Annotated in this window: 8 protein-coding genes and 1 pseudogene; 2 read left to right on the top strand and 7 right to left on the bottom strand. The window is 61.1% G+C overall.

All coding sequences use genetic code 11. The features are described 5' to 3' along the window. Positions 1-136: 136 nt before the first annotated feature. Both CWE01_RS31245 and CWE01_RS31240 read left to right on the top strand, forming a co-directional pair. Positions 137-727, top strand: a pseudogene (locus CWE01_RS31245) (Appr-1-p processing protein); the annotation flags it as partial. A 97-nt stretch (positions 728-824) separates the two neighbouring features. Continuing rightward, positions 825-1,085: a DUF2442 domain-containing protein gene (locus tag CWE01_RS31240; protein ID WP_371917167.1), complete on the top strand. Its 261-nt coding sequence runs from the start codon at positions 825-827 to the stop codon at positions 1,083-1,085. 39 nt (positions 1,086-1,124) lie between these two features. Here CWE01_RS31240 and CWE01_RS31235 read toward each other — a convergent pair whose 3' ends face one another. From CWE01_RS31235 to CWE01_RS31205, 7 genes are all read right to left on the bottom strand, one after another. Beyond that, on the bottom strand, positions 1,125-1,427 hold the full coding sequence (locus CWE01_RS31235) for a DNA-binding protein (protein WP_100944410.1): 303 nt from the start codon (positions 1,425-1,427) through the stop codon (positions 1,125-1,127). A gap of 21 nt (positions 1,428-1,448) precedes the next feature. After that, positions 1,449-2,993: a Fic family protein gene (locus CWE01_RS31230; RefSeq protein WP_100944409.1), complete on the bottom strand. Its 1,545-nt coding sequence runs from the start codon at positions 2,991-2,993 to the stop codon at positions 1,449-1,451. A 318-nt stretch (positions 2,994-3,311) separates the two neighbouring features. Further along, positions 3,312-4,130 (bottom strand): YfaP family protein, encoded by an 819-nt coding sequence (locus CWE01_RS31225; protein WP_100944408.1) that lies wholly within the window; start codon positions 4,128-4,130, stop codon positions 3,312-3,314. Between the two features lie 3 nt (positions 4,131-4,133). Further along, positions 4,134-5,780: a DUF2300 domain-containing protein gene (locus CWE01_RS31220; RefSeq protein WP_100944407.1), complete on the bottom strand. Its 1,647-nt coding sequence runs from the start codon at positions 5,778-5,780 to the stop codon at positions 4,134-4,136. A 1-nt stretch (position 5,781) separates the two neighbouring features. Continuing rightward, a complete protein-coding gene (locus CWE01_RS31215; protein WP_100944406.1) occupies positions 5,782-10,353 on the bottom strand; it encodes an alpha-2-macroglobulin in 4,572 nt (1,523 codons plus the stop codon). Then, positions 10,350-11,012 carry a DUF1175 domain-containing protein gene (locus tag CWE01_RS31210; protein WP_100944405.1) on the bottom strand — a complete coding sequence of 221 codons (663 nt, stop codon included), beginning with the start codon at positions 11,010-11,012 and terminating at the stop codon, positions 10,350-10,352. Before CWE01_RS31210 ends, CWE01_RS31215 begins: the two co-directional genes overlap by 4 nt. Continuing rightward, on the bottom strand, positions 10,997-12,721 hold the full coding sequence (locus tag CWE01_RS31205) for a DUF2138 domain-containing protein (RefSeq protein WP_100944415.1): 1,725 nt from the start codon (positions 12,719-12,721) through the stop codon (positions 10,997-10,999). Before CWE01_RS31205 ends, CWE01_RS31210 begins: the two co-directional genes overlap by 16 nt. Between the last annotated feature and the right edge of the window lie 10 nt (positions 12,722-12,731).

Below are 12,731 nucleotides of genomic sequence, written 5' to 3'. Positions count from 1 at the left end.
CGGGGCCTGATGGGCGACCGCAGTTGATGACGACGATGAGTACTCATGCAAAATGGGGTGCTATCAAACCGAAACGCTAACCCACCATCACCTACTGATCAAAGGACGTCTTGGCATCATGTGCGGCACCGATGCAATGAAAAAATTGACACCGGCACGGGCCCTCATCGCCGAGCTGGTTCGTCGCTACTGGGTTCTAGGGATGGAATGCAGCCTGCTTGAAATCCAAAAGCTGGTTTGGTTTCTCGAGCGCGCCATCGAAAAACTCCCAGGCACGGAGAATCCTTTAAATCTGCAGTTCGTCGCCCACAAATATGGACCTTATACCAACCGCTTGGATCACCTGCTCGACAATCTCGACGGTAGCTACCTGCACTGCGATAAACGCATCAGTGATGCGGGCATCAACGATGTGATCTGGTTCGATCAGGAACGAAAGTCCTTTTTGCAGGCCTACCTGAAGACTGAAGCCAAAGAGTTCACAGACGTCTTGGAAAGCACCACACAGCTGATTGATGGTTTCGAATCGCCATTTGGTATGGAACTGTTGGCCACGGTGGACTGGTTGTTGTATCGCGAAAACGTGGAGCCGACTATTCCTGCGGTGCGCAAGGCTTTACAAGATTGGGAAGGTGGAGCAAATGCGGCCGCTCGTAAAGACAAGCTGTTCGACGATCAATCGCTTGAAATTGCTTTGAAACGATTGGCCGCCAGTAACCTGCACTGAATCCAAGGCCTCTGTCAGGCGACCTTATCCACAAATGAATGATAGCGGTGAGTGCATAACCGGACAGAGCTGTTAGCTGAGTGGAAAAATGACATCCATGAAACGCCCTCGCCTGCAGGCTGTGCAGGCACACCCGGATTTCACGCTGAAGCTGACCTTTGTGAACGGGCAAGTTTTCGACCTGGATCTGAACGACGATATCAAGCACTACCCGGGCTTGAAGTCATTGCACGATTCCAAGGCATTCGCTGGCGCTGCCATTGGCGACGATGGCTGGACCGTTGAATGGACGGAACTGGATATTCAGATCGGGGCTGACACGCTGTACCTGGACGCCTTGGGGCGGCAAACCACCTAGCCACTTTGGTGGTGACTGACGCAGGCACGTATCAGAAAATCAGTCGTCCTCCCGCTCCTCCTTCACTCGAGTGGTCAGGAGTATGTCCAGCACCTTCATCACCGCCAGCACAGTGCTCAAATCCGGATCGCCCCTGTCGCCAAATGAACGAGCAAGATGCTCCACGGACAATCCCGATTCACGGGCCATCTTGTCCACACCATAAGCGCGAATCACGACACCGAAGGCTTCAGCCGCATCGTCAATGCTGCCACCCTCCAATGAACCCGATAGAAAAAGGGAAATATGCTCCTGATCTCGAAACTCTATCGGGGACGCATCACCATTCAACAAATCACACATTCTTCAGCCACCAAAACAGGTTTACCTTTTCAGCTCAACCGCCAGCCAGCGCCGGCCGGCGTCAGTCAGGCGATACCGTTGCAGGCGACTCTTCGGATGGTCGGCTAATGTCATTTCCAGATAGCCCGCAGTGAGAGCAGGCAAAACATAGGCTTTGCGGAAGTGATCGGCGTTCTTCAATCCCATTGAAGCCTGTAGTTCCTGACGGCTCATTTCGCCCGCAACAACCTTGAGCAGCTCTGCGACTTCCATGGTGACTTCCATGGTGACTTCCATGGTGACTTCCATGGTCGTCGCGTCAGGGGCCTTTGCACGTGGATGCACCGGCAACCGCACAAGATAGGAAAGCCGCTCGTCATCCGTTTCAAATAACGGAGCAGGCGAGCCATTGGCAGCCATCACCTTGAGTATTTTCGGGATGCCCGTCGAACGACCTTCAGTCAGGTCCAGCTCCTTAAGAAACTCGCCAATGCGTCGATTACGATAGCGGCGGCTCACCACCCGACCGGCCTGAAAGTCTTCCAGGCGGATGGAGCGATCAGGTCCCGGAAAGCTCAAAATCACTAATTCTTCGCGGCTGATACGAACCTCAATCGGTTCCCGCTCTTCATAAGATCGGTGATACACCGCATTGACCAGGGCTTCTTCAACCGCTGCGAAAGGAAAGTTCCAGAACCGCGTGGCCTCGGCACGATCCGGGTGCTTGATCACCGTCTCTTGCAAGTAATTACGCTGAATAAAGCCCAGCGCGTCGCGGATCATACTGGCCAACGGGCCTTTGAAGATTTTCTCGTCGAAGCGATCCCCGCCCGGCCCATCAGGAAACCACAGCACATCAATCTGAGTACCTGGGAAAAAGCGCTCGGGCGACTCATTGAAAAACAGCAAACCAATATTCTTCGGCCAAGGCGACTCCACTGGACCGCCGACCACATTCATCTGCCGCCCCAGCTCCTCGACAGACAAGCTTCCAGCTTCATCTGCCAACGCACTGCCCACTTCCTGCAAGAACTCCTGCATCAACGGCTTCGACAGTTCGGTGACACGCGCTCTCTGATGAAAGCGATCATCAAACGGCACCTTGGCAGTGAGGCTCAATAGTTCCTGCTCGACCTCACCCTTGGCCTCCACCGTGCTACTAAAACGGCGGATGTAGTAATGCCAGACTTTCTGCTTGGCGGTCACAGAGGCTGGTGCCTTGTAAGGCCGGTTCTGCCCGCCGGGTGCCCATAAAACGATCAGGTTACGACCTTCGACCCGTTCCACACTGAGCACCGGAAAGTACGCGGGTTGAATCAACTGGCAGGCCGCCAGTAATTCCTGCTGGATTTTATCCAGTTGATTATCGGCCAGGCCCATAGGAGGAAACAGCGGCTGACCGTCTGTATCACAATCCTGCCCGATGACCATATAGCCGCCACCCAGGTTTTCAAAGTCATTGGCGAAAGCGCAGAGCGTGCGCAGGATAGCGTCAGGATTCCAGCCCGTTTTGTACTCGATGCGCTCGCCTTCAACCGTGCGTTGGCGCAACAGGTCATCGAGATTAATGGGCAGTTTATTAGGCATGGTAGGCGCGGCTTCCAATAGATCGACCTGGGTCGGGACTTTACCGATTATGGGAGGAGCCGGCCCAGCGACGTATGCTGACTTGCCCCTCTTTACCTTAGCCGCGCATCGTTAACCATCACACCGAGACTGTCTGTCGCCCAACATCCTCGTCGAGCATCAGCATTTGGGACCAGATAAGAGCGAAATTTCCGACGTGTCGCTAAAACTCGATTTCAGCGACACGTTCCTCCCTCATGTCGCCGTCAGCGACATATCCTCATCACGTGTCGTCAAAACCGCAAAACAGCGACACGTTAGGCCAGGACCTGGGCATTCTCAGGGATAACTAAACCGCCTCGCCAACGTCAGTTCCCCCGGTGCCCGCATCGGCACAATGAACGACTCCATCTTCTCGTTCACCGTCCCCTCCTCCGTAATCACCGTGACCTTCGCCGTGGTCAGTGGCTGCACGGCATTTTCCTGTCCGCCGCTCTCATCATCGTCACTGCGATAACCGCCACCGAAGTAGTTCACATAGATCAGGTACTGACCCTTGATCGGTGCGGGCATGGAGAAAATCTCCGGGCCGTAACCCGTGGTCACATCCACATCCAACGCCGCGCCATTGGGAGCGACCCGATCGCCGTACCAGATATGCGCACCATCCGGCGTCACCACATGCAAATCCAGGTCGGTGCCGTCCGTATCCCACGACAACAGAATCCGCAACTTGGCCGGCGTAGCACCACCGCCCACATTCAGAAACTGCACGCGCTTGCGCTGCTGCCCATCCGGGCTGCGCACTTCAACGCTGTTACTCCCAGTGGGAAACGAAAACGGCCGGTCGAAATTCCCCGCCTCATCAATCTTCAACGGCATGCTCACACCATTGATGATCAGGTTCCCCGGCACTCTGGCGGTCTTCGGGGCGCCCTTGATCATACCCATGATCCGCGCCGTATCCGCCTGGCCCGCCGGGGTGTTGACCGACGAGGCCGGGTAGTTGACGGTCTGGCGGAAGTGTTCACCGTCCGGGGAGCCGGCGTGCCAGCCGCCCTTGGGGGTGTCGAGCTGGATGCCGCTGTCGGCATGGACCGCGTTCAGCACAACCAGGGCGCTGAGGAACAGGACTACGGTGGAGATGCGCAATTTCATGGCCTATTCCAGTAACAGGTGACGGGCAAGCCCTTCGACGTAATCTTCGTCCTGGCCATTCGGATGGGCCTCGAACGCCAGGTGCAGGTATTCATGGGTCAGGTCGAGGCGATCCTGTTGGGTCAGTACGCCGCGCACATAGATGCGCTGGCGTTCACGGTCGACATAAGGCCGGCCGTAGGACACCCGGCAGACCGCAAACTGGCTCAATTCGTTATAGCCGACTTCCTGATCCAGGCGCTGACGCCACACGCGACGCTGTTTGAGCAACCATTCCTGCGCTGCCGGCAAGGGCTCGCACGAAGCCACCGGGTTGTCCCAGCGGCTCAAACTCGCACGTGGGTAAGCGTGCTGGAGAATCTGGTCATAGCGCTCGCCGCCGTTGGCCTGTTCCACCGCCTGTTGCCAGGACAGCTTGTCCGGGCCGGCTTGATCCGAGTGGTAGGTCACAGGACTGCCCGCCAACACCAGGTCGCTGGTCCAGGCCGCGATATCTCGAGCTTCGGCAGTAGCCGGACGTGGAGCAACACGCTGACGACCACTGCTGTCGTCAATGCTCAGACAATCGCCACTACGGCCAGCGTTCTGCAACAGGTAGGTGCGGATCGCCACGGCCAGGGCCTTGGCGGCTTCGATGGGTTCGGTCCTGGCTTCGCGTTGCAGGACGCGGGCGACATATTCCTCGCGATCCAGCCGGGCTACCAATTGCGGCTGGCCGGCGTTCTGCAACAGGAAGAGTTCGCCCGCGCTTTCGATCTCCAACTGGTTGCCGTTGGCAAAATCGACCCGGTAGTGACCTTGCAAGACTCCATTGGGAGCGGCTTGGCCATCGGCGCGAGTGACACCCTTGAGTGGATAGCGGGAGAACAAGTCGACCTGCACGCAACGCCCCGCATCTTCCGCCGACTGCGATGGCAGGAAGCTACCCAACACATCCGAGTAATGCCGCAGCACCATCTGACTGGTGCCACGACCGCCCACCCAAAGCGGCGTACCGTCCTCCAACCAACCGGCAAAACCGCCTTGGCGTGACTGCGAGTCATGGTCGCCGAGCCAGCTCCAGGTCTTGACCCGCACGCGACCGCCCAACAGCCCGACCGCCTGACCATCGGCGGCATTGAGCACCACGTCCAGCAGCAGTTTGCGCGCAGTCCCCTGAGCCGGAAGCGTGCGTAGCGCTTCCAGCAATTGCACCACGGGTACACGGGTTTGCGGTTGCAGTTGGTTGAAGCTCAGCAGCCAGCTAGGCGCCTGGCGTACTTGCCAGTAGTCGCGCCATTGGCCGTCATCGATCTTCAAACGCTTGGGATCAAAGTACAAACCACAGGAGCGGACCAACGCAGCATCCCGGGCAATGCTGCCGCCCGGAGTACAACAATAGACTTCCTCGTGATCCTGACCGTGACAGTCGTAGGCCGGCTCTTGCTGGTTGGTGTCCACCAACCAAGCATAGACGAAGAGTTTCCACAGGCTGCCCAACGGCGTTTGCAGATCCGCCGGCAACGGCTCGCGGTTGAGCACCTGGGTGGTGTTCAACTGCACCAGCTCATAACCGTCGGCGGTTTTCCAGGCCAGGCGCAAGGGCGCTTCCTCTGCCGTCGCCAGCAGAGGAACGATGCACAACAGTAGCCAGGCCAGTGGGCGGGTCATGTCATTCGACCGTGATCTGCCCAAGGGCCGGCTTCTGTTCCTGGGCCTGATGCTCTGGCGCATAGATCTGGCTGAAACGCGCTGGCGGCAGCTTGAACTGGCCCTTCTGCGAGAAGCGGATCAGGTGGCGTAGACGCACTTCGCCGTTGAGGCTGTTGACCGGCACACCGTAGGCCATCTGCCCAGGTTCGAAGTGCGCCTTCTCCAGCGGCGTCGCTTCAGCACCGGCCAACCCGGCAAGGTTGACACCCCAGGTGGTGCGTTCAACGTCCGCACCCGGCGGCAACGGCACTTCCAGCATGCCGTAGCGCAGCGGTTTGGGGCTCTTGGTGGTGAGGATCACTTCGTCCAGATAGAGACTGTCGCTGGACAATGGTTTGTCGCCCACGGCCTTGAGGCTGAAGGTGTAGGCGTCATCGCCCGGCACCAGTTCCAGCAAGCGACGCTTGATCTGCACCGGCAGGTCGTCCGGGACTTTCTGCTGGCTGAGGTAGCTCAGTTTGGCCCGCAATGGACGTTCCTGTGCACCGCTCACGGTCAGCACGCTCGGTACGCCCGTGCCCTCCCACTGCCAGTAATTCTCACCGGTTCCGCCTTCGCGTGCTTTCCAGCCTTCGCCCGGGGTCAGGTTGACCATTTTCGGAGTCTGCTCGACGCTGCGCTGCAGCCAGGTCAGGGCCAGGGCGCGTTCCAGGGTGGATTGCTGCGGCAGCAGGCGCTGCAACAGATCCTGGGCCAGGTCGGCGTTGAACGGTTTGATCGACAGGTTCAAGGCACTGGCGAACGGTTGCGAGCTGGCACCGAGACGCTGTTCCGCCGCGGGCAGTTGTTTGCTGAAGGCATCCGGCAAGGCGACTTTGCTCTGGCGGGCCAGGGCGGCGGTCAGCACCCGCGCACTGGCCAGGCCCAGGGCCGAATCCGGTGCACTCATGATCAGGCTGTCCTGGCCATCGTCCATCAGGTTGGCGTCGGCGCCCTCGCCGGCTTTCGCCAGCTCTTCCATCAGGCCGCTCAGCAGGGTGTTCACCGGCAGTTGCATTTCCTTGGCGAACGACAGCACCAGCGCCCGTTGCAGCAACGGCGTGACCGAAGCCTGTTTGCCGTAGACATCCAGCACCCGCTGCCAGTGATCCGGCGGCAGGCTGATGCCCAGTGCCTTGCTGGCATGCCAGTCTGCGTAATAGGCGTAACCGGTGAGGAAAGCATCCGGAGTGACATCTTCGCCCCACCAGGTGAACCAGGCATCCGGCCCGGCCATCGAAACCAGGCGCAGGCGACTGTTCTGCATGATCAGGCGCAGACGGTCGCGAACCTGGGCGTTGGCCGACAGCGCCGGGTAGGCAATGCTCAACGGCAGCAGTTGGCTGGCGGTCTGCTCAACACCGCCGTAGGGGTAGCTGAGCAGATCATCGAGGTTGGCGCGGAACAGCGCTTGCGGGCTGTCGTCGAGGCGCAGGCGAATATCGCTGGCGTCTGCCGGCAGGCTCAGCGGTGTGTCGCCGCTGGCCACGCTGAGGCTCTGGCTTTGTGTCACTTGCCAGCCGTCACCCACTGCACTCAGGTGCACGGCCAGGGCGTCCTGGGGTTTGCCGTCCTGTTGCAGCTCGGCACTCCAGTCGCCACTGCTCAACGGGGTCGCCGGCAGCGGGATGTAGTTGATGCCTTTGTTCAAGGACAACGGCAGACGCTGTTCCTGGCCGGCATATCGAATCACCAGTTCGGTCTTGACCGGTTTGTCGGCCTGGCTGAAAGCGAACAGGCCAAGCTTCGGCTGGTCGCCGCTGCGGAAGTGGGTCGGGCCGCTCCATTTCAGGTACAGCGGTTTGTCGGAACGGATGAACTGGTTCTTCTGCCCCACTTGCCCGGCATCGGCGATGGCCCGGGCGGTGATGCGCCAGCGGGTCAGGGAATCCGGCATGCGGAAGGTGAAGCGCACCTTGCCGTTGGCGTCGGTCACCAGCTCCGGCTGCCAGGCGGCGGTATCGACATCTTCGCGACGCGGCCGCTCCAGCACTTTCACGCCGCGCTCGCTGCGGTTGGCCTTACCCGGCGCGCCAGGGCTGCCCGGCAATGCCACGTCGTAGCTGATAAACGACAGGCTGGCGCTGGTGCGCACGTTGTTGCGCCGTGGGTGGTAGAAGAACTGGTCGATGCTCGGCGCCACTTCCGGTTGCAGCGCGTAGATCATTTCATCCACCACGCTGACGGTCAGGTGCGCCGGGATCGGCTTGCCGGCGAACTGGGTGGTCAGGTCCACCGAGACGGTGTCGCCCGGCTGGTAGCTGTCCTTGTCCGTGGCGATGGCCACATCGATCTGCGGCGTGGTGACCTTGAGGCCGGCGTTCTGGAAGCTGTATTCGCCGCCCTTGGTGTAGAGCACCGAGAAGGTCAGATTGGGGGCGTAGTTGTCCTTCACCGGAATCCGCGCACGGTATTGGGTGTCGCTGATTTTTTCCAGGCGCAGCCAGTCGCCGCCCTTGGACAGCAACGCGGTGGCCTCGACCTTGTCGCGTTCCAGAGACAGCAGCGCGTCGGTGACGGGCTCCGGGAAGGTGATCAGCGCCAGGGCTTCGTCGCCGGTCTGGTACTCGGGTTTGTCGAGAAGGATTTCCACGGTGCCGGGCACGGCTTTCACGCCATCGCCGGTCACCGAATGGCCGGTGGCGCCGAGGATGCGTTCGTGGTCATCCTTGAGCGACAGGTTGTAGGTGCCGGGACGGTCGAAGGTGACGCTGAAGCCTTTGTCGCCGGCAGCGAGTTTGCCGTTACCGGTGGACTGGTCTTCCAGGCGGACCCAGTTGTAGGTGCTCGGCGTGCCAGCGTTTGGCTGAGCGACGGTGGATTCGCTGGCGTAGCTGAACGCGACCTTCTCGCCGGTCGCACTGAAACGCTGCGGCGCCGACAGGCGATAGCGAGCCGCACCGCGCTCGATGAGGATTTCCTTGGTGGTCTTGACCCGATACGCCGCGCCGTCGCTGGCGAACACAGTGAGCATGTAGCGGCTCGGTTTCTCCGCCGCCGGCAGGTCGAGTACGGCCTGGCCCTTGTCGTCGGTGGTCAGTTCGGTGCTGGTCAATTCCACCGGGAATTGCCCGAGGTATTGCAACTCGTTGTCGACCATCGACAGTTGCTGGGCACGCAGGCTCAGTTGCACACGGGCGTCGGCCACCGGTTTGCCGTCCGGGTAGAGCAGCAGCAATTTTCCCTTGATCGGCTCGCCGGTGCGGAAATCCTGCTTGGCCAGGTCCATGGAGATTTCAAAGTGCGGCTTGATGTGCTCGGCAACGCGGAAGGCGCTGCTGTAGGTCTGGTCGCGGTAGTTGAAACGCAACTCGTAACCACCGGCCACGGCGTTGTCCGGTAGCTGGAAACGGCCCTGGGTACCGGACTTGGCGTCCAGGTTCAAGTCCAGGGTCTGCAGTGTGGTGCCAGTGGCATCCAGCACGCTGACGCGTACCGGGGCGGTGGTCGGGTTGACCGAGTCGCGGGCGTTCTTGAATTCGCGACCGACGATCTTCATCGACACCCAATCCCCCGGCCGGTACAGCGGCCGGTCAGTGAAGGCGTAGAGTTTGGTGTCGTAGATTTCGCTGTCGTAGTAGAAGTTCTCGGAGACGAACACACCGCCCTCGTCGTCTTCGCCGATCATGAACGAGCGCTCCGGGCTGACGTGCTTGAGGCGCAACAGGCCATCGGCATCGGTCTCGCCACTGCTCATCACGCCCAGGCCGTCGGTCCACAGCACTTTGACCTTGGGCACCGAGCTGCCTTCATGTTTGCGTGCCGCCCACACCACCAACTCGTCGCCAGCGATCTTGCTCACGGCCACGGTGTTGGAGACGAACACCACGGTGGTCGCACGGTATTTGCCGATCAGCGCTTCCACCAGGTACAGCCCCGGCTTGAGTTTGCCCAGCGGGATATAGACGTTGCCGGGCGCGACGCTGATGAACTGGCTGGAAGAGCCGGCCAGGTCGACGCCCTTCGGTGGCTGGATCGGCTTGGCGTCCCACAGCGGGTAGCGGAACTGGCTGACCAGCGGCAGGCCGGGCAGCGGCGCGTATTGCGGGTGGTTGTCATACGGGGTCGGCGCGGCGATGGCCTGGCCCATTTTCAGTTCCGGCACTTCCTCGGTCACTTGTTTACGCGACTCGTAGGAGAACGCCCGCTGCATCACGCGGCGGGATTTGCGGTACCAGTTGTCCCACAGGTAGGCCAGGGTGTTGGACAGCCCCTCGCCCTTGAACTGGCCGTCGCTGACCACCCGGTGCAGGTTCTTCTGGCGCTTGAGGAATTCCAGCGGCTGGTCGATGCGGTACACGCGGATATCCGCGCCGCCGTAGGGCTCCATGCGGAAACGCCGATAGTCGCGGCCCGGTGCTTCGAGGCGGACCAAGGCCTGCTCGTCGCTGGCGAAGCTGCTGTCGGCCAACAGGAAGAAACTCTCGCCGGCCACCGGCGTGTAGTTGCTCGGCGGCACCGAGTCATCGGCGGCGCCGACGACAACCGGCAGCAGCACGGCCAGGGCGAAAACCATTCGGGAAAACAGACGCTTCATGGGAGACCCGTTCATCGAGAGAGGAAGTTCAGCCGGTAGACGCCGATGAAGTTGGGGTTCGTTGCATCGGGTATCCATCGGGTGTCCTTCCATGTCATGAGTTGCTGCACGCTGGCGGAGCGCATGCCGTTATCGGTGGGGGTGGTGGTGCCGGTGTGATAGGCGATGTTGCGGCCCATCCAGATCATCAGGTGCTGGTCGTCGCCCTGGTCGAAGAACAACAGGTCACCGGGCCGCGCCTGGTTGAGGTCGCGGCTGACCAGTTGGCTGTTGAACTGGATCAGCTTGATCGCATTGACGTAGGGCCCGACCTTGCCGCCGCCCTGCTGCCATTGCTGGGCCAGGTTGCGCTGGCCCTCGCTCAGGACCAGTTCGGGCGGCAGGTAGCGGTTGGACAGGCCATTGGCCCGCAACCATTTGTCGTCATGGGTTTTCAACGCTTCGTTGGCGGCGAAGCGCACCAGGCCGGCGCAGTCCTGCTGGTACCAGCGCGGGCTCGGGCCCTGGGTCAGTTGCTCCTGGGCGATGCGCACGAACCAGGCGCGGAACACCTGGGACTGCTCGACATCCAGGGGCGGTGTTTCGAGGGCGAACACGGGCGCACTGAACGCGGTGTTCAGTAGCAGCGCCAGCAAGCCCAACCTCTTGAACAGAGGAATCACATTGCACGCCATTGCAAAGGCAGCCACTGCCAGTGGCCGTCCGGCTCGCTGCCTTCCGGCAGGGTCAGGGCGTATTTGCCGAAACCGGCGAGCTTTTGCAGTTTGGGAATCAGGTGGGTCTGGGCGGCGTTGCGGAACACCGGCTCCATGTCCTGGGGCAGGCTGTCGAGGGTTTCCTGCTGCATCAGTTGCGCCAGGGAGTCCGGGCCGAGGTAGACCGGCATCAGCACGTCCTTGGGCAGCACGTCGGCCAGCGGCGGGAAGTGCTTGTCGAGTGTGCCGAGGGCCTTGTCCACCAGCTTGTCGTCCAGGGAGAACAACAGGGTCGAACCGTGTCGCGCCAGGCTTACGCGAAAGAAGCCCTTGCCGGTGATGGCGTCGGGGTTCTCGGCTTCCTTGGCGGCGTACTGGCCGAAGCTCGAGCTGACCTGGCGTTTCCACTCATGGACGCCGTCTTTCTGTTGCTCAGCAATAGGAAACAGGCCGCCGTCGACGGCGCTTTCCTTGCTCCCGACCATGGAGCCGAAGAGTTTGCCCAGGTCGGCGTCGAGGCTGTCGTTGTCCTTGGTCAGGTTGGCCACCAGCAACGGTGTATAAAGGCGCGAGTCGGCGTACCAGCAGAGTCCGGCGGCACCGCTCATGTGTTCGGTGAGTTTCTTCGCGGTGGCCTCGTCGGCGCCGAGTTTGACCAACAGTGGTTGTTGCTGCTCGGCGGCCAGTGGCAGGGCAACGCAGGCGCTGGCGCCTACCGGCATGGCTTGCCAGATCGGCTTGAAGTCGAAGTCGGCGGCTTTGTCCTGCTCATCCAGGGCGAGGAAGCTGTGCCAGCCCTTGTCGTCCATGTCCAGGCGCAGGCCGGCGAAATTGGGGATAAAACGCTGATAACCCATGGCCAGGACGCTGGACGCAATCGAGATGCGTTGCTTCACGACGGTTTCGCGGGGCTTGAGGCCGAAGGCTTCGGGGAACAGTTTGTCGCCATTGAGCAATGCTGCCAGGGCCTGGGTCGAAACCTCGCCCGGCGCCACTTCGCTGTCGTCGCTGGTTTGCTCGTAGAGCCTGTCCGGGTTGGACAGCACCACCAGCTTGTCGCCACGGGAGGCGAACAACAGGGCTTTGCTGGCGTTGTAGGCCAGGCGATAGAGCGGCACGCTGTCGCCGCCGACCTTCACTTCGCCGACCTTGGTCAACTGGGTGTCGTCCAGGGCGACATGGGCCAGGGGCTCGAGCAGTTTGGCCAGGCCACCGCGGTCCATCACCAGCAGGAAGTCCTTGAGCCGACCGTCGGCACCGCGCCACAGGGCGATATCCGCCGGCTGGTCGAAGAGTTGCTCGATCAGGTTGTCCTGCAGCTTGAGGTCATGCTCGTAGATGATCCGCCGCAAGCTGCCGATCAGGCCCAGGCGGTCGCCGTGGGTTTCGTAGTAGAAAACGAAATCTTCGGTCAGGGTGTCGCGCAGGAACGGCACGCTGAGCAGGTCCTTGGGCAACTGGCTCAGCGACGCGGTTTCCAGCAGCGCGTCCGGGCGACTGACGCCGAGCTTTTCCAGGGCCAGTTCCGGCGCCGGGGCGGCCGGCTTGTGGTGGAAAAACCAGCCCAGGCCGCCCGCCACCGTACCGGCCACGCAAAGCCCGAGCACAAGGCCCAGCCAACGGCGCGAGCCGGCAGGTTGAGGGGCAGCCGGTACAGCGGCGTCCGGGGAAGCTGTGTTATCGCTCATGTTCGCAAAG

Source organism: Pseudomonas sp. QS1027, from assembly GCF_002814235.1.
Taxonomy (GTDB): Bacteria; Pseudomonadota; Gammaproteobacteria; order Pseudomonadales; family Pseudomonadaceae; genus Aquipseudomonas.
The sequence above is the reverse complement of the archived record's forward strand: the minus strand, read 5'-3'. Positions and strand labels throughout refer to the sequence as shown.